Genomic DNA, 17,497 nt, shown 5'->3' with positions numbered 1-17,497 from the left:
TATTTTATGAACCTTTCGGATCACAATTTAGATTCATTTGCCCTAGTATCGTCAACAACTTAGTATAATCGTTCTATATGATAACAAAAAGTGACTTTTCAAAAATGGGAATTGGTACTTGGGGAATTGGTGGCTTTATGGAGGCTGACGTTAATAACGATGATTCAGGTCAGATTGACGCATTATCTTATACCCTTAACAAAGGCGTAAATTATGTCGAAACAGTCTATATGTATGCTCAAGGCAAGGCTGTTGATTTATTGTCACAAGCTGTTAAAAAGTCAGGTGTCGATAGAAATAACATTTTTGTAACCCTATCTGTGTATCAGAAGGATGCCAGCACTATTGAGGAGGCGGAGAATCGTGTAGATGATTTCTTGAGTACACTTGGGACAGACCATATTGACAGTGTTCAGTTTACGATGGGTCTTGTCAGGGGTTTAGGGTTGGAAGCTATAAAAACGATGATTGATAAACTTATCGGTGAAGGTAAGACTAGGTTCACTAGCCTGACAAATTCCAGCCCAGAGTTTCTAAAAACATACCATGAGGCACTAGGTGACAAGCTATTTGCTCATGAAGGTGCTTTTAATTTCGAAGTTCGGGAAAATGAAAAACTTGGCGTGACTGGTTATGCTCAACAAAATAACATTCTCAATGTTATCTACCAGCCCTTGCGAAGGAATATGACGGCATCAAGAAATTGGCCTTTATTAGTCGAGCTCTCTCAAAAATACGGCAAAAGTCAAAATCAAATCATTCTTAATTGGGTAGTATCAAAAGGGTTTTTCCCACTGGTCAAATCAAGCACTAAAAACCATGTCGATGAAAACCTGGCATCGTTTGATTTTCAGATTGAGCAAGAAGACCTCGACAAGCTAAATAGTTTTGAAATTCCAAACTATAATGCTCCGAAAATTGATTGGTACGATACCGGAGAGGGAGTGAAAATTCACCAACTTTCAAACATGTTTGATGAACTTTGTCCCCCCGAAAAATAGACGATAAACCGTTGAACAGTTAGAACCTATTTTATGTCTATACCATACAATCTAGCAACAACCCAATATAAGTAAGGTCTATAATATTCATATATTAAACGAGCTGTTATCTAATCCAAAAATTACGGCCATTCTTGGTGCAATAGGAGGAGTTATTATTGCCTTGATTGCTAAATTCGGTGAAGGTTGGATTAATGAGTTTTTTGAGAATAGAAAACATAAAAGAGCTGTAAAAATACAAGCCGCAAAAGATGTAAATTCTTTTTGTATTGAGGGTATGCACAAGGGTTTCAGGATAAGAGCAACAAGTGAACAACATATTAAGTTTAGAGCTACACAAATCGAGGCCATCGATATCGAGGTTGGAACCAAATTAAGGAGATTTATAGATGCATGGTGTCAACACAGAAATTTTCTAAAAAAAGCCCTACTTATGACAGTTAATGATGAAAGGATTGCAAAAGAGTACAGGGATAGTGCTCAGAAGTTAGGCGAGGAACTACTTGAAGTAGCAAGAAAGTGGGGGAAGTAAGGAGATAGGTACTTACCTCCAATTTTCATTAATATATCGATGTGCTTCTTCGCTATTTAATTTCACCTTGGATTTAAACCGTCTAATATAAAAATCCCTATCTTTTCCTACATAAACTTCATGGTTACATCTTTTGGCTCTTATTATACAAATATCTTTTTCATTCTTTTGTTGGAATTCCAGCGTTATGTACGGATAAACTCCGCCACCCAAAAAATTACTGATAAGATTATCCAATTGAAGCCCAAAACCATCTCTATTTTGCTTTTTTCCTAAAGTTTTAAAGTCGTTATCAAGTCCTAGAATACACCCTTCATCATTCACCCCAATTATAACCTGTCCTCCTTTAGTATTTAGAAAAGCGGCCATCTCTATAATAACCTCAAGCTCAAGTTCTGTGTTCACTTTACTTTGGTGGTAATCCCACCTTAGGGAAGATTTAAACTCCATACAACGATCTTCCTCCCCTTTGATGGTATCGTTCTCAGTTTCTGCACTCTGATTATCGCTTTCAGTCAATGGATTTTCCTGGCCTTGTCCGGTACTGAACGCGACAACCTTGCCGTAAATTTCGTCGACACTCTCCACTCTACATACAGGTCGTGTTGGAATCGGGCGGTCATCTCGCAAAACATGCTCTTCAGTTATACTCTTCTCATTGGCGGTAGAAGGATAAGGTTGATACTCTCGGTCAGACCTCAATTCAGCATTGTGGCCATCTTTGTCAGTCATGAATATGGCCATATATTTCTGTGATAATTCGTAATGCTTTACTAGTGGTTTTTTTACTACTTTCTTCTATGTAGGACTGCTTTAGTGTGACCAATCTCCCTTCGAACCAGTTAACCTTATCAACGTCTCTGTTTTTGACTAACCAGTCCTCCAATTCCCCGATAATCTCAAAGTTTTTGTTCTCTAATCCGTTAAAATATCCAATAACGGTTCTCCATAAGTAATTCACATAGGTCCACAAAACTTCCTTTTTCTCATCATCTTTTAATATTTCAACTGAATAATTTAAAAGACCGATAAATTCATTTTTGTACCGATCGTCACCCATTTTCATTAGTGGTTGTGCTAAAGACATTCCATCCATTTCTTCTTCAACAGAAGACACTGAATGACAAACCCCCGATTCTGGTACTGCGTATTTTTCTGCTTCTGTTGACCATGCCTTAATCTGTCCGATTCTTTCTTTTATCGCTCTATCATCTTTAAATACTGCAATTAATACATCCATTGCTACTTTATTAACTTCTTCTGACCCTAAATCCTTTTCGAGTTCATCCTTGATCTCTAAATCACTTTGGTCCACCATTTCCCCTAGTGTTTCAACCGCATACCTTCTGTCCTGGTTGCTCAATCCACCGTCTATAGCAAAAGACAATAGTATCTCTTTTGCTGAACCAAGTTCGCAACCTTTCTCCCGATAGTCTCGAACTAAATATATATATGAGTCCGGTAAAAAATACCTAATATCGCCAGTTTTATCAGCATAGGCTTGGTTGACCCACGCCAAATCTTTATCTTCTATTTGATCAACAACTTCACTTATTGCCTGCCTATCGTCGGAATAGGCAAATGGGATAAAGTTGATAATCTTTTGTCTGTATTTATTAAGGTTTAATCCTAATACTATTGCTGTCCTTACCACGTCTCCAAAATATGACGCCACTCTTGAAATATTGTACTGATTAGCCCTACCGCCTTCACTCTTTTGAATTTTTACTACAATATTTTTAGGATCAATCTTCTCAAGCCCTTCATTTATTACCAATTTTTTTAATCGTTCCTTTTCTTGCTTCGTCCATTTCGATGTGATCAGTTTCTGGTTTTGGACAAAATACTCAAATACTGACGGAAAATATTTTTTGTCACTATCGGTCCCCAAAAACTGTCGAAATTCTTTAAGAATTTCTCCATCTCTGTCACGGTTCTGTACATGATCCTCAAGGTCCTCTATCTTAGTTACCAGTCTATTTTTGACAGCTGTCTTATAGACAGCCTCGTCTCCGTACCTAGTGCCATATATCACCTTTTCTGCGAGCCTTTTACAACGTTCATTGATACCACTAAGCCGTTTATAAAATTCCGTTACATTTTCTGTGGTTATCAGCCAAGAAAAAAGATCACTATAATCGTATGCTAATCCCCATTTATCCCCGTCACTTTCCCTAATCCTTTCAATCAGTTCAAAAATATACTCTGGGTAATTTATTCCTGTAACTAAAGCTAGTCTCTTGAGAAAATATGACCGTCCCTGATCATATATTTCACCCTGTTCAAAGGAGTTTTTAATAATTTGCTTAAGTTGCCCAATAATCTCGGTATCTGTAAACTCTTCGATTCTTTTAACAATAACCTCATCTGAGTTTTTGTCTTTACTATTAAAAATACTTTCCTTATCTAGGAACTTTTTCAGGAAATGAGAACTATTAACCAGGTGTTTTAAAAATACTTTTACCCCTTCTTTTGATGTAATTTGGTAAAATCCGTGTCGCGAGTAAATATCCGTTCCTTTCTCTACAATTCCCTTCACTAACAGATTGATTGTTGTCTCATCGTTAGGATTAGTCTCCGAGCAAAATTGAATAAACGCCTCCCTCACCAGGTTATCCTTGTGGCTAAGACATCTCCCCAGTCTTGGTATGAGACCCACGTCATGATAAGTTGCCAACGCTGTCAAAGCGTGTCTCTGGACCACCCCATTGTCATTACCATCGTTGGCGAGGTCAACCAACTTTTCTTTCCACCATTCTTTTTCACTACCGGCGATGAGAGGGGAATTGCTTTCCATTAATCTGGCAACTATATCTACTGCCGTTCCTTTTCTCACCAAGACATCACTTTCTGTTCCACTACCATTTTGAACATCAACCTTGAGCTTCTCATAGCTGTCTTTTCCGCAAAAATTAGGCAACCCGACTCTGGTCCAAATTGGCAACCATACCTTTTTACCCTGATAAGTATCATAAACCAGGTCAAAAATATATTTTTTCTCTTTTTGGGATAAATCTTTAGATTCAACAGAAGTAATCGCATTACAAAAACCATCATCAACCAACTCTTTATTGCCCTCCACCAGTTTTAACAGCCAATTTCGGACCTCAATGCTTTTGTCGCTGTCTAATAAGAACCTAATTACCCCATACCAAGAAAAGGCAATCGCCAATACATTTTTATCATCTTTAACCAAAGCAAATTTTTCCAACTTATCGATAAAATCGTCCTGTCCGAACAAAAAGTTAGCTACTAAAAATTCGGAAATTGTATGGTGGCAAAAACCGATCACATCTTTTTCATCCCTTTTGTCTTTTTCTATTAAACCAGTCCGCTCTAAATCTTCCGAATTGATTCCAAGGCCGTTTAGTATTCCACTAAATCCAGTCGGGTCAAACTCATTAACCTGGTGCAGTTCCACGACCAAAGCGAGCTGTGTTAATTTATCTAAAAATTCACCGCCACCAGACACTTTTCTAAGTAGATATCCGTAAAAGTCATATTTACTAAATGTGCCCTTTAGCCTCGTTTCCTTTAGAAAATCAACCAAAAAGTTTAAAAAAAAGGGAATTGAAATCAAGTTAGCAAAAGAATCCAGTCTCCAAAACTTCTCGGAGATCTTGTCAGCCAATTCCGCATCCACCACAGTTACCAGTCTCTCTTTAATTTGGTCTTTATCTAATAAATCGTCAAATGATTTTGGCATAAAAAAAGCTACCCTATATGGTAGCAATCAGATTATACGGAACTACAGAATAATTAACAATATAATGAAGTACATCACGACGATTGAGTAGAGGATACCCCATAGTTAGGAGCCTCTATATGATCGACTTAAATACTTCCTCTTCTGACACTACCAAAACCTTGGCTACTTTGGCCGCTGTTTAGGCCGAAGGGTTTCGGTCACCTTTCTCGATGTAGCCAATGAAAGTTTGTTACCAGCTTCGAGTGCCATTCATTGATACGCCACCATGAAACCTATGGTACACGGAACAACAAGGGGAAATAGAAATTTGGCGGCGAACTGTTGATTATAATGATGAGTTTATCGAACCACGCAGTTAGAACCTGTTTTATGACTCAAAGCCGTTTGGCACCTAAATTCACAACCTTGGATAGTTGGCAACTACTAAGTTGAAGGTTCGAAAATAGCAGAATACTTTTCTTCTCGGTCGACGAGTTCTGCTCTGATCCAAGACTCGAGAGGGTCCAAAGCCCCCCCTTGTTCCTTATGTTGAAGACGAGAAATATCAGCCAACCTTTTTTGGTGTCGAGTCTCAAGGGAGTAAAGCATAACCAACCAACGATTACGGTTAGTTTCAGGAGAACTTTTTTCCAACCGCTCCCGAAAGTGATCAGCGAAATCCGGTAAAATAGTGACATTTTCGGTTTCCATTAATCTCGTAGCCAGTTCTAATGAACCTTGGTCACTATAAGAAGAAAGATTAACCTGGGATATAAAGGCGGTATGTTCTTCCCTGGCCGCTTTGAATAATTCAGGATCAATAGGTCTTTTAAATGGCTTAGGATCGGAAACAAGGCCAAGTTCCGGGGCAAATACTTCTTTGTACACATCATCCATGCCATGCATTCCAAGCATTAACAGAACGGCGGTCTCTAGTTTCCTTCGATCATCGTTAACAGATTCCTCCGGGCGAGTAGGTGGATAAACATTTCTCATCCAAAATTCCAACCGAGTAAGTAACGCCAAGGTTCTCTCTTTGTAAATATGAGGCAGATTATCCCGAAATTGCCCGGCCACTTCTGGTGGATGCACGATAAAATCACAGCCTTCCGGCCCGAGTTCACCAATACCAAGTCCGACCAGACGAGGAATCATCACAGCTCCACCTAGCTGGATGCGATCACACCTATGGACAATATTTGCTGTGCGGTGCTCAGTCCTTGGATTTGAGGCAGAGGCTATATCATAAAGAATGCGATTGCCGAGTTCATCCGGGATATTTAAGTCGCGAAGAAATTTTCTACCAAGAAAAATTGGTCCGAGTATTTCCAAATCCTTCTCGTTAATTTTAGGTAAAGATGGTTCGGCGTATCTACCTAAATCATGTCCGATGATAGCCAGAGCGACTTCTAACTCTTCAACTTTAGTGAGTGGATTTCCGGAGGTGCGGTATTGACCAAAAATCTGGAGGGCTAGGTTCAAATTTTCAACAATATGGGATTTTTCATGCCCGGGAGGTTGGCTTCCCAGAGACGCCTCATAGGCTTCAATACAAGTATCTAAGATAGAAGGAAAACGCTGTTGATTCGCTTGGGCAAAACTATTGATCACCTCCTGAGAAGCCGGGCTAAAGACAACTTCTTCATTAGTCATGCTTGCTCTGAGTCGGTCAGTAATAGAGATAAGCTGGTCTTGATGTCCGGGACCTTGCCCAATTAAAAGTCGATCTTTAGAACTCATAGTAGATATCGGTATTGTAACATTAGAAAAATTAAGCGGTGTGCGTTTGAAAATTTTTCTACTGGTCGAATCTTAAAGAATATCGAAGAGGACTTAACCGTTCATCGGTTTGTGTTCCCACCGCTATCGAACAACTGGGTAATCTTTCTGGTTCATACACTGTGTATTTTATTATTATCCCAGGCCCTGTCCCCCCCGAAGATACATCTTCTGGAGAATGACCTCGGAGACTTCTATTACGTCTCTTTTCTGCCCCAGGAATACCAACAATCACCGGGCTGAAACATGCTCTTCCTATCATGCCTGATCTGGCGCTGGGCGTAATATGATTTTTTCCGGCAATATTTCTAATAACCCATGTTTCTCCGCCCGTACCCGTCAACCCGCTTCGGTTTATAGGGGAAGAGACAACATATTCACTACCACTTGGGGTTACACCAATCGAAAATAAATCATTTTCAAACAAATCTTGGGCCATTTTTTGAAGTACTAAACGTCGTCTATCTTCGGGGGGATACCTACCTCCTTCTTCTAAACAGGCTAAAATAATTTTTCCTTGGGCTTCTACAACCCTTTCGTCATCTGTTCCTTCACTTCCAAACCATTCGCTGGGTACATCGTCTCTATCGCTATAAGCCATGCGAACATACCTTTCTGCAGTTTCTGTGTCAACTCCAGAAACGGCCATAGCGTCACCGTAAATTAATCGTGCCATTTCTGTTATTCTCTGCCACCCCGTGTCGTCGATTTTACGTCCGCAGTCGACCCAACTGTCCTCCATTGTTCTTACCAACAACAGAGGGTCAGAAACTTCCGAACCTTCTTCATCTACTCCCATAACTTATTATATCAATGAAATCTTTAAAAAAATCTAATTCACTCAATTTTGCCAATTCATCTTTGGAAATCCAAAACTTTATTATTTTTTAATCTATTTTTGTATCATCCAAGAACTCGGAAATAAATTCGATGATGGTAGTAGTATACGATTTAATAATGTTCACATCATATGTAAAGCCCAATTTAGTTAAAGTCAAGGTTAGTTCTGTTATTAGTTGAATTGGATCGTAAATGGGTCTAACTACAATAACTCCCGAATTTATTGCTACAGAGAGAAAATTATCTACATGACTTCCAATTCTGGATAAAGCATTTCCCTGTTTCTTGTTGAATGGATACAATCGGCAATATCACCCAGAGGACTGTCTTTGGCTAAAAATTCTCTGATATCAAATAGCATCAACTTTATATCCTGTCTAGTACATTTACCGCCACATATCCGTTCAATTATCGATTCTAAATCCTGTTTGCTTGAATATTTCATAGCTTACTTACCTTTTTAGCGGACCTTGTCCGTCGAAGCAGGATGGTAAAATGCGATTTTAAATTGGCGGTAACGTACAATTTCTTCGAAATTTACGTTCCAGCAGCGTTGAGTTAATTAGGCGAGACGTAAGAACGTTAATTTTACTTCGTAAAATATTACGTTCACGTCTCAGCCACATTAATTTGCAAAGCAAATTTTACGTGGCGGAGAGGGCGGGATTCGAACCCGCGAGCCCTTTTGGAGCGCAGACTTTCCAGGTCTGTGGAATGAACCACTATCCGACCTCTCCTCACTTTGTATTTTATCGACCCAGCGGCGTGGATACCACTACTTCGCCCGTCCGAAGCTCCGTTCGAGCGAAGGAGGGTCCGACCTCTCCTGATTTATACCTGATTACTGGTCAAAATACTTCATAGTATACCATTGAAAAGCCCCCAAACTCACCTGCTTTTTTTCTGTAACTCCTCAAGTTTTATCCTGGCTCTTTTCAGCAAAACTTTTTCCGAATCATATGCCAATTTTTCACAAGCATCATCATACTGTAGCCACTCCCGATCCAGCACCATTTCTGTATCGTAATGCTTGAGATTGCTTTGCCCCGCGTACTCCATCAAAAAAAACGTTACCTTTTTTATAATTTTTTTCTTTCGGAGCTTGTCCCAGATTATGTAATTATTTGAGCCAATTTTCGAGACAATTTTCGCCTTAACCTGTCCCTCTTCCTCCACCTCTCTTAATGCCGCTTGTTTTAAAAACTCATCTCTCTGCAAATGGCCTTTTGGGAACTTATGAATTGCTTTTTGCCCGTTTTTTTTGGCCCCGCTTATGGTTTTTATCAAAAGCCACAGAGTCTTTCCGTTTTCAATTTTGTAGACCAAGCCCCCCGCCGATCTCTCGTCGTAATAAAGGTTATCTTTAATAATTGTTATTTGATCTTCCATAATATTTTTAGACTTTTAGACTTTATACTGTTTGAGTGTACCCGAGAGGATTTGAACCTCCAATCACTCCCTTCGGAGGGGAGTGCTCTATCCAGTTAAGCTACGGGTACGGTGCTCTATTATACCCCACCTCTTAGTCCATCAATTTTACGCTTAACTTTCCGTCCTTTTCATCGGCCACCACCCCCATGCTTTCTCCCTCTTCGCTGTCAAGTAACAGCATGGCGATTGGGTCCACCAACTCGTTTTGTATTAACCTCTTTAAAGGTCTGGCCCCAAAAACCGGGTCATACCCATTTTTCGCCAAATATTTTTTGCCCTTTTCTGTTACTGTCAAAACGATATTTTGCTCTTTTAACCTTTTTATTAGGTTGGCAATTTGAATTTCCACGATCAATTCCAGTTGTTTTTCCGACAGCTTGTTAAAGATTATAATTCTGTCAATTCTATTCAAAAACTCAGGTCTGAAAACTTTGTCCACCATCTCTTCCGGTAAATTCGAAGTCATGATAATTACTGTATTGGAAAAATCAACCGTCCGTCCCTTGCCGTCCGTCAGCCTTCCGTCATCAAAAACCTGCAAAAAGATACTAAATATTTGGGGATTGGCCTTTTCAATCTCATCCAATAGCACAACTGTGTACGGTTTTCTTCTCACCGCCTCCGTTAATTGTCCGCCTTCCTCATACCCCACATAGCCGGGAGGGGACCCAATCAGCCTTGCCACCGTGTGTGCTTCGCTGTATTCCGACATATCAATCCGCACCAGTGCTTTTTCGTCATTGAACAATTGTTCAGCCAACGCCTTGGCTGTTTCTGTTTTTCCCACCCCTGTCGGGCCCAAAAACAAAAAGGTGGCCGTCGGCTTATCACTTTCTCCCAAATGTAGCCTCGATCTTCTTACCGCATTGGCTACCGCTTCTACCGCCTCATCCTGGCCAACTACCCGCTCCCTGATTAATTTTTCCAGATTTTTCAGTTTATCGGTTTCCGACTTAAGCATTCTCGAAGCCGGTATCCCGGTCCACTTTGATACCACTCTGGCAATATCATCCTCATCCACTTCCTGTTTTACCAGCCGGTCCTCTTTGTCGACAGACTGCCATTTCTTTTCTGCCTCTGCCAGCTTCTTTTGCACCTCCGGAATCCGGCCGTATTTTATTTCTGCCGCCTTATCAAGCTCCAAATTTCTTTCCGCCTGTTCCAGGTCCGATTTAAGTTTGTCCTGCTCTTCCTTTTGATCCTGTACTTTTTTCAAAATGTCTTTTTGATTGCTCCAAAGAGATCTTAGTTTTGTTAATTTCTCCTTTTCTTCAGCCATTTCCTTCTCCACTTCATCCAGTCTTAGTTTACATTCTTCACTTTTTTCTTTTTTTAGCGCTTTGGCTTCAATTTCCAGTTGCCGCACCCTTCTTTCCAGGCTGTCTATTTCTACTGGGGAAGATTCCATTTGAATTCTTAGGGCCGATGCTGACTCATCTACCAGATCAATTGCCTTGTCGGGCAAAAACCTGTCCCGGATATACCGGTCAGACAGCTTTGCCGCCGCAATCAGCGCTGCATCGGTAATTTTGATCCCATGGTGTATCTCATATTTTTCTTTTAACCCTCTCAAAATCGAAATCGTGTTTTCCACATTTGGCTCACCCACCATTACCGGCTGAAATCTCCGCTCGAGGGCCGAGTCTTTCTCAATATATTTTCTATATTCATTCAAAGTTGTTGCCCCGATAACTCTCAAGGTTCCCCTCGCTAGTCCCGGCTTTAGCATATTACTTGCATCTACCGACCCCTCTGCCCCTCCGGCCCCCACAATCGTATGCAGTTCGTCGATAAACAAGACCACCTTGCCCTCACTTTTTACCACTTCATCAATTACCGATTTCAGCCTCTCTTCAAATTCTCCCCGATATTTTGCTCCCGCCAAAAGGGATGAAATCTCCAAGGTAAGTATTTTTTTGTTTTTCAGCGACTCCGGCACATCCCCGCTCACGATTCGGTTTGCCAGTCCTTCCACTATTGCTGTCTTTCCCACCCCCGGATCTCCCACCAAAACCGGGTTATTTTTCGTTCGTCTGGAAAGCACCTGCATCACCCGCCTGATTTCTTCTTCTCGCCCAATTACCGGATCCAATTTTCCACTTCGAGCCAGCGCCGTCAGGTCGGTCGTATATTTTTCCAATGCCTTATAGCTTTGTTCTTTGCTTTCTGAATCCACTGTTTTTCCTCCTCGTAAATTTTCTATTTCCTGTCTTATTTTACTATCCTCAAATACTGCCCACAAAAGCATTTCCTGGCTGACAAAACTATCGCCCCGTTTTTGGCTTTCTCTTACCGCTTCACCAAGTTTTTGTTGCAACAGTCGGGATATTTGTGGCTCATTTCCTCCTTCAACTTTTGGTAACCGATCCAAATCTTCCGGCTGACTCTCTTTTAGGATTTCTTTAGCCGGTCCGTCAATATTTTGTAGTGCCCACTTCAGGTGGGGGATATCAACTTCCGGATTCTTCCTGGCTCTGGCCTCATCCACTGCCCGCTGCAGTGTCTCGGCCGCCAGTTGAGTAAATTTGGGTTGTTCCATAACCCTATTTTAAAAACAATTAGCAGTCTTGTCAAGTGATTGCTAATATTTTGTTTAGGCTTCCTAATATCCGAAAACACAAAACACCTTTTTTTTATTTTTCAGCAGGGAGGAACTGCTTTACCTTTCCCTCAATAGTTCTTACAGTCATTGTCGTCACTCCAATCACTATCCCGGCCAGCGCCGCATTTCCGGCTGATTCAAGAAAATTCCCGCCGCGGACCATATTGTCAATTCCCGGAATTACCGTCGAGCCTATCGCCGACAAGCCTACGCCCAAAGCCAGCCGCATCCCTCCGTTATCTATCAGATTGGAGCTATGGCCCATTGCTGCCAACGCCCCACCTCCAATCACTGCTGCGGTCACCGCCCCGGCAAGTTGTACGGAGTCGCTGCAATTTGGAATAACCCCACCAATAGCATTTCCGATCACCCCCGCCCCGATTGATCCGGCAATTACATCCATATTTCCTATAAAGGTCCCTATCGCTTCGGGGACCAATGCTTTTCTTGCATCTATAGTTATCGGTTCCGTCGGTTCATAAATTCCGCTACTAGATACAGAAGTTCTTGATTGCAAACACGCCTTTGGAAAAAATAATCTTAGGCCGAGTGTAACTAAATTCTGCCTCTCTGTCTGGACTGTCAACCCTCCCTGTCTATCCACGCTACCCCCGGAATTCTCTGTGCGTACTATCGATGTAGTCGCTACCCGCTCTCTCCCTCGGCTATGCCACTGCCCCGTCTCCAGACCTGTATTATTATCGACTCCACCAATTCTCGTCCCTCTTCCTACCGTACCTTCGGATATTTCTACCCTTTCCCCGCGTCCATATACCTCCGTTTGTCTACCACCTCTTTCCATCGAAATTTGTTCCTCAACTGTATGTACCGTGTGACCTACTCTCTGTGCCGAAAATAGTCCCGTATTAATGCGGCCACCCCTTCTTCCTGCCCTTAATTGCGCCCTCATCTCATCTTCATCTCTTCGGACATATACGTCTGCCCCGGGATTCTCTTCAGCAATCTGCATCGCCCTGCCGACAGTCTCGGTTGGCATACTTTTTTGTGCCGCCTCCGCTTGTTGTCTTTGTCTATATCTCTCAGCCGCAGTCTCTGATTTAGTAGCCATCGTTGCCTCCCCCCGATTCAGCAGTCATTTTCTTATTTTCTAATAAACAGATTATTTTCTTATATGTATCTCCACATGTGCATGCTCTTCCACAACATGCCCCGTAACGCTACCGTCTCGCACGGTAATTCCACTTACATCTACACTTCCACCCTCTGCCCGTACTATTCCCGAGCTAGTCCCGGTTGAATAACTGATATCTCCCTCCATCCCTCTTGTGGTGACCATGTCCGCGATACGTACGAGTGCACCAACAATTCCCCCTACTATAGGTAAACTTGTAAGCCCCTCCCTCTCTCTTCGTGATGGTACATTAGTCATAATTATATTTTGTTAAATGTTAATAAATAATAATTTATTATTTTTCTGCTTTTTGCTTATCAAAATAGTCATCAGTCATCATGTGTCCAAGTTCCGAGACAAGGGCGGCTGTCGATACCGCCACGCCAACGATGGCAGCATTACCAAGCGTTTGAAAAGTATCGCCGGGGACCACTACGGCCTCTCTAACTATCGGAACCTGGGTTGCCGCTATACCGCTTAATGTCACCCCCAACACTGCCCGTCCCGCCAAAGCGGGTCTACTATCTACACCTTCACCGTCTTTGACAGACCCTTTTGACAGAGTCACCACCAACGCCCCCGCACAAAGGGCTCCCGCTCCTCCTCCCAAAGTACTACCAATACCTCCAGCGCCAAGCCGGGTTAAAATGTCACCAGTCATTACTCCTGCTCCGACTGATGACGTTACGGTATCAAGATGTCTTGCCACCCCCGTAAATTGATTCACTACATATGCTCCCTGTTGAAATTTTGTTTGGACATCGACAGCGGCTAGTCTCGTCCGGAGCACCAACCCGTTCCATCGTCGCTGGTTTTCCGGTAAAGCATCGATATCCCCAAATTCTACCTTTACTTGCGCCTTTTTCGCTTCACCCAATCTTCCAAGTGCATCCATTATTCTTCCCATATTATGCCTCCCCCCCTGCTCGACCACCGGCACTATTTCGGGCGGCTATCTGGGCAGCAGTAAATCCACTTAACCCTGGATCTGTAATAATGACTGACGACCCCTTGCCTCCGGTCATCGCTTGCATTAATGTTTTTTGACCAAATAATTCTGGCCCAAGCTGGTCCTTTTCAGCAGCTTGACCTGCCAATCTTGTCAAAGTCAAACCATATTCCCCTGTTCTGATGCTCTGTAGTTGTACTTTCTGCACATTGGCTATACCGGCTAAACCACTATCCCTAAAATTGTCATAAAATGCTGCAACAATCTCTTTCTGCACCGTTTCGACACCGCCGCCTTTTGCTGATGTCAATTGTTCAAACTGTATTTTACCGAAAGCGGCCGTTATGGCACTTTTAGTTAAGCCACTTACTGCCTTCCCGACTTCGTCTAGAGCGTACTGACCACTATTTCTGGGATCGGGTGGGTCACCTTGTCTAGGCACTGGTTTTGGTAACTTTTGTATTGCCAATGGTAATCTCGCCGCCGGAACATCGTATGTTACCAACACATCAGGTTGAACCTCTACATCTCCATTTTTACCTCCAACTAATGCCCTCATTCCATCTTCAGCGGGATTGATAAACTTTTGTCCCAAAGTGACCACTGCCACTGATTCTATCCAGGGAAGCCTGAATCTTATGCCGGTAGCTGCCACCGGCACATTTTCGCGAACCGGAACATGTTCCTCTATTCGTGTTTTTATCGACCGACCACCTCTTTTATCAGCATCGGGAACTCCGTATCTTTTTCTAAACGCTGCAAACTGTATGGGATCATCCAATACTTCTCTCATAGTGCGGTCAACTGCTATCGTTGCTCTTTGTCCGTTGTCACCCATTATGTCCATCACTTCTACCGCCTGCATTCCTATTACAACCGACTCTACTTTTCTCGGATCCAAGTCAACACTAAATTTTCCGGTTATATTATTTCGTCTAAGGTAAACCTCGCCTTCATTAACTCGATCCGTTGTCGCTCTGGCAATTTGTGCCGCTACTGCTGCACTGGCGGCCACTCCGCCTGCAATTACAACCGGACTGTTAAATAATTGTTCAATTGACGACATTTATTTTATAAATTGTTAATGCCAGCCCGGATCGTTTTTCCGTCTGGGCAGGGGATTAAATATATCTAGAACCGATCCAATCAGCGATCCTCTTTTCTGCGGGGCAACCGCCGCCGTTTGAGGTCTTGGGGCATTTTGTATGGCTTCTACCGTTTCCTTAACTTGTGGCATACACAATAAGTTCTGGGGGATAGGAATCGAACCGTTTTTAGGACCAAGAACACTCTTTGTGAGTGCTGCTATCTCCGGATGTGCAAGCTCCAATGCTACTCTTTGGGCCGCATCTGCAACCACCCCAGAAGTAATTTCCGGATGGTCGGGATCTCCTTCTAGATCTCTTAAAATCTTCAATATATTGGCTGCCCCTGTAAGATCAGCTATGTTCCCAACCCCTCGGCTCACACTAATGGTTACATCACCGTTAGCCGGTTGTTGTTGCCCGCCGTTTGTTTCTGCCGGTTGCCCGCCCCCACTATTTCTATTACCGATCACCCCCGCTCTTAGTAGATATTGTTCAGCTGAGCCTGGCATATGGTTATCTAAACTCTAACTAAAATATTAAAATCAGGTTCTACCCCCTTGGGTATATCAATTCTTAGTGTTCCACCGCTAGTTTGATCAAACACTGTACTCAACGACACTCTGTTTCCCGCGACTGCCCCTTCAACTGCTCCGGCCCCCACACCTTGAGCGATATGAAATTTAAGTGGGTCTCCGCCTTGTATTCCCGGAACCAGTGACAAAACGGAAACCCGGTTCGGCTGTCGGTATGTAACATTCACCCCACTATCATTAGTAGTTAAATCCAATATGGGGAAAACTTCCGGAAATTTTGTAACTCTTTTAAAAACTAAACTCCCGCCTGGTTTCTCGGCCCCTGCACTTACACTCTCCCTTGCCAGTTGTATCGGACCAATTCTACCACCAATTTCTTGACCCAAAACTGTTGTTCTTGCCTCCAGGCCCAAGCTTATCCCTAGCGACCTTTCCCTATAATAAACATTTGTTAAACGGTCCTTGATCATTTTATACTATTATATATACGTTTATTATTTGTATATACGTATGCCGTTGACAAATATAATTTTTATATTAAAATCAACATAACTACGTATCAAATAGGTACGAAATAGTATCACACTTAAAAAGTACAGTCAATACAATACGTGCCAAGCATCGCTGAAAGAATAAAAGATTGGGCAAATGGAAATCAATCTGCCCAACCACCGGCCGCCCCGTCAGGAGGCCCATCACCCGGGGCCCCCGCATTAGTCCTACCCCCGCCAATAAAAGCTCCCCCAGCCGTTGTCCGTCCTTACCACCATGAACTGGCCGTTCAGGCAAAACTTGGTGCTGAGTTCACCACCGGTGGTATTGACATTGGAGGCAAATTATTTACTTTTGTCATTACAGATCCAAATGATCCGACAAAGACCAATACATTTACCTTGTTGGAAGTTTCGGCTGATGCCCTAAAAGGCACCGGCTTCAAAGCTCGTGGAGAGATGGGACTTTTATTAGCTGCGACAGGTGCCGAAAATGTACAAAAAAGATTTATGGCCAACGGCGTTCTAATGACCAGCCCCGATACTCCGCGAGGTCAATACGGCATTGTAAATCCCCGGGTTATCGTAGGTAATCTTTCTGTGGGAGTACAGCTAGAGCTCACGACACAGGGTCTCGGTGCTCGCGTCAATCTTCTCACTTCCAGCAACGGTTCAGGCCTTCTCCAGGCTCACGCTGATTTTTTTAGGGATACAAGATTCGCTCTCGAAGTCGGTGCTCGTGCCGGCTTCTTATCCGCCTCTGCCGAGGAAGTCGGTGAACAATTCGCCGTACTCACGAATGAAACTGCCATCGCCCGAATCGTTATGGATTAGCCGGTGGCTGAACAATCTTCGGTATATCTCTTCTCCAGATCAAAAAACATCGTATTCCGTTACGTTCACATTACTCGATCGTCACTATCCCGGGGCCTTTCTTTCTCTCTTCTCCTTTTGTTTGTTTGCCACCGCCGGCTGCCTGTCTCAGCGTTACTACTCCTCCCTGTACTTTAATCGCCTCAGTAGGAACAAACACGCTAAAGGTCATAATTGGGCTTGTCCCCCTTACTCTACCTTTGCCATCTAAATCCGGTTGGTTTAATACCATATCACCCCCAATTAAATTAAAAGTCTCATCAAGTCCAGCGATTCTAGTAATTGGGGGTTCTACCTGATCTGCCGTTCCGGCTTTGGTATCCCATGTTGCTCCGGACACTCCTATCACTCCGGGTTCGACCGTTCTCGAAACCGCAGCATACCCACTTGCCCCAATAGATCTTGTTGATCCGCCGCCACAATCGATTCTAATGCTACCAGGCTGAACGGTAATCCCCCCGATTGCTTCTTTTAACTTTCTTAATCTCTCCCCTAAATTCATATGCCGATTCTAGCACACTTTGTTTAAGTCAACCACACTTTATGGGTTATTACATT

The 17,497-nt window shown here is 42.8% G+C and carries 17 protein-coding genes and 2 tRNA genes; 3 read left to right on the top strand and 16 right to left on the bottom strand.

The window, feature by feature from the left end; translation table 11 throughout:
• Window positions 1–77 precede the first annotated feature (77 nt).
• Together WC841_03610 and WC841_03605 are read left to right on the top strand one after the other, a co-directional pair.
• Window positions 78–1,001, top strand: a complete 924-nt coding sequence (locus WC841_03610) for an aldo/keto reductase (GenBank protein ID MFA5828412.1) — start codon at window positions 78–80, stop codon at window positions 999–1,001.
• 163 nt (window positions 1,002–1,164) lie between these two features.
• Window positions 1,165–1,533, top strand: a complete 369-nt coding sequence (locus tag WC841_03605; protein ID MFA5828411.1) for a hypothetical protein — start codon at window positions 1,165–1,167, stop codon at window positions 1,531–1,533.
• 12 nt (window positions 1,534–1,545) lie between these two features.
• Here the strand turns inward: WC841_03605 and WC841_03600 are convergent, their stop codons facing one another.
• The 15 genes from WC841_03600 to WC841_03530 form a co-directional block, all read right to left on the bottom strand.
• Window positions 1,546–2,265, bottom strand: a complete 720-nt coding sequence (locus tag WC841_03600; GenBank protein MFA5828410.1) for an ATP-binding protein — start codon at window positions 2,263–2,265, stop codon at window positions 1,546–1,548.
• Complete coding sequence (locus WC841_03595) at window positions 2,258–5,239, bottom strand: HEAT repeat domain-containing protein (protein MFA5828409.1); 2,982 nt, start codon at window positions 5,237–5,239, stop codon at window positions 2,258–2,260. The genes WC841_03600 and WC841_03595 overlap by 8 nt, the downstream gene beginning before the upstream one ends.
• Window positions 5,240–5,665: 426 nt before the next feature.
• Window positions 5,666–6,961 carry a hypothetical protein gene (locus WC841_03590; protein ID MFA5828408.1) on the bottom strand — a complete coding sequence of 432 codons (1,296 nt, stop codon included), beginning with the start codon at window positions 6,959–6,961 and terminating at the stop codon, window positions 5,666–5,668.
• Between the two features lie 58 nt (window positions 6,962–7,019).
• Window positions 7,020–7,799, bottom strand: coding sequence for a hypothetical protein (locus WC841_03585; GenBank protein ID MFA5828407.1), 780 nt, complete (start codon window positions 7,797–7,799; stop codon window positions 7,020–7,022).
• Between the two features lie 285 nt (window positions 7,800–8,084).
• A complete protein-coding gene (locus tag WC841_03580) occupies window positions 8,085–8,285 on the bottom strand; it encodes a hypothetical protein (protein MFA5828406.1) in 201 nt (66 codons plus the stop codon).
• Window positions 8,286–8,489: 204 nt separating this feature from the next.
• Window positions 8,490–8,577: transfer RNA gene (locus WC841_03575), tRNA-Ser, on the bottom strand.
• 151 nt (window positions 8,578–8,728) lie between these two features.
• Window positions 8,729–9,229, bottom strand: coding sequence for an NUDIX domain-containing protein (locus WC841_03570; GenBank protein ID MFA5828405.1), 501 nt, complete (start codon window positions 9,227–9,229; stop codon window positions 8,729–8,731).
• A gap of 36 nt (window positions 9,230–9,265) precedes the next feature.
• A tRNA-Arg gene (locus WC841_03565) sits at window positions 9,266–9,339 on the bottom strand.
• A 23-nt stretch (window positions 9,340–9,362) separates the two neighbouring features.
• On the bottom strand, window positions 9,363–11,810 hold the full coding sequence (locus WC841_03560; GenBank protein ID MFA5828404.1) for an AAA family ATPase: 2,448 nt from the start codon (window positions 11,808–11,810) through the stop codon (window positions 9,363–9,365).
• Window positions 11,811–11,904: 94 nt separating this feature from the next.
• Window positions 11,905–12,942, bottom strand: a complete 1,038-nt coding sequence (locus WC841_03555) for a hypothetical protein (protein ID MFA5828403.1) — start codon at window positions 12,940–12,942, stop codon at window positions 11,905–11,907.
• 51 nt (window positions 12,943–12,993) lie between these two features.
• Window positions 12,994–13,263, bottom strand: coding sequence for a hypothetical protein (locus tag WC841_03550; protein MFA5828402.1), 270 nt, complete (start codon window positions 13,261–13,263; stop codon window positions 12,994–12,996).
• A gap of 37 nt (window positions 13,264–13,300) precedes the next feature.
• The gene (locus WC841_03545; protein MFA5828401.1) at window positions 13,301–13,912 is read right to left on the bottom strand and encodes a hypothetical protein; all 612 of its coding nucleotides are present in this window, start codon (window positions 13,910–13,912) and stop codon (window positions 13,301–13,303) included.
• Window position 13,913: 1 nt separating this feature from the next.
• Complete coding sequence (locus tag WC841_03540; protein ID MFA5828400.1) at window positions 13,914–15,020, bottom strand: hypothetical protein; 1,107 nt, start codon at window positions 15,018–15,020, stop codon at window positions 13,914–13,916.
• A 15-nt stretch (window positions 15,021–15,035) separates the two neighbouring features.
• The gene (locus WC841_03535) at window positions 15,036–15,551 is read right to left on the bottom strand and encodes a hypothetical protein (GenBank protein ID MFA5828399.1); all 516 of its coding nucleotides are present in this window, start codon (window positions 15,549–15,551) and stop codon (window positions 15,036–15,038) included.
• An 8-nt stretch (window positions 15,552–15,559) separates the two neighbouring features.
• Window positions 15,560–16,045 (bottom strand): hypothetical protein, encoded by a 486-nt coding sequence (locus WC841_03530; GenBank protein MFA5828398.1) that lies wholly within the window; start codon window positions 16,043–16,045, stop codon window positions 15,560–15,562.
• 141 nt (window positions 16,046–16,186) lie between these two features.
• Here WC841_03530 and WC841_03525 point away from each other — a divergent pair, with 141 nt between their 5' ends.
• Window positions 16,187–16,900, top strand: coding sequence for a hypothetical protein (locus WC841_03525; protein ID MFA5828397.1), 714 nt, complete (start codon window positions 16,187–16,189; stop codon window positions 16,898–16,900).
• A 70-nt stretch (window positions 16,901–16,970) separates the two neighbouring features.
• Here WC841_03525 and WC841_03520 read toward each other — a convergent pair whose 3' ends face one another.
• Window positions 16,971–17,441: a hypothetical protein gene (locus WC841_03520; GenBank protein ID MFA5828396.1), complete on the bottom strand. Its 471-nt coding sequence runs from the start codon at window positions 17,439–17,441 to the stop codon at window positions 16,971–16,973.
• Between the last annotated feature and the right edge of the window lie 56 nt (window positions 17,442–17,497).

The sequence above is a fragment of the Candidatus Shapirobacteria bacterium genome, from assembly GCA_041659325.1.
GTDB lineage: Bacteria > Patescibacteriota > Microgenomatia > UBA12405 > UBA12405 > JBAZYN01.
The sequence above is the reverse complement of the archived record's forward strand: the minus strand, read 5'-3'. Positions and strand labels throughout refer to the sequence as shown.

Coding starts and splice junctions, on each gene's coding strand:
- WC841_03560 (MFA5828404.1), bottom strand. CDS start 11,810: ATGGAACAACCCAAATTTACTCAACTGGCGGCCGAGACACTGCAGCGG.
- WC841_03550 (MFA5828402.1), bottom strand. CDS start 13,263: ATGACTAATGTACCATCACGAAGAGAGAGGGAGGGGCTTACAAGTTTA.
- WC841_03610 (MFA5828412.1), top strand. CDS start 78: ATGATAACAAAAAGTGACTTTTCAAAAATGGGAATTGGTACTTGGGGA.
- WC841_03545 (MFA5828401.1), bottom strand. CDS start 13,912: ATGGGAAGAATAATGGATGCACTTGGAAGATTGGGTGAAGCGAAAAAG.
- WC841_03585 (MFA5828407.1), bottom strand. CDS start 7,799: ATGGGAGTAGATGAAGAAGGTTCGGAAGTTTCTGACCCTCTGTTGTTG.
- WC841_03600 (MFA5828410.1), bottom strand. CDS start 2,265: ATGACTGACAAAGATGGCCACAATGCTGAATTGAGGTCTGACCGAGAG.
- WC841_03570 (MFA5828405.1), bottom strand. CDS start 9,229: ATGGAAGATCAAATAACAATTATTAAAGATAACCTTTATTACGACGAG.
- WC841_03530 (MFA5828398.1), bottom strand. CDS start 16,045: ATGATCAAGGACCGTTTAACAAATGTTTATTATAGGGAAAGGTCGCTA.
- WC841_03595 (MFA5828409.1), bottom strand. CDS start 5,239: ATGCCAAAATCATTTGACGATTTATTAGATAAAGACCAAATTAAAGAG.
- WC841_03535 (MFA5828399.1), bottom strand. CDS start 15,551: ATGCCAGGCTCAGCTGAACAATATCTACTAAGAGCGGGGGTGATCGGT.
- WC841_03590 (MFA5828408.1), bottom strand. CDS start 6,961: ATGAGTTCTAAAGATCGACTTTTAATTGGGCAAGGTCCCGGACATCAA.
- WC841_03540 (MFA5828400.1), bottom strand. CDS start 15,020: ATGTCGTCAATTGAACAATTATTTAACAGTCCGGTTGTAATTGCAGGC.
- WC841_03520 (MFA5828396.1), bottom strand. CDS start 17,441: ATGAATTTAGGGGAGAGATTAAGAAAGTTAAAAGAAGCAATCGGGGGG.
- WC841_03555 (MFA5828403.1), bottom strand. CDS start 12,942: ATGGCTACTAAATCAGAGACTGCGGCTGAGAGATATAGACAAAGACAA.
- WC841_03580 (MFA5828406.1), bottom strand. CDS start 8,285: ATGAAATATTCAAGCAAACAGGATTTAGAATCGATAATTGAACGGATA.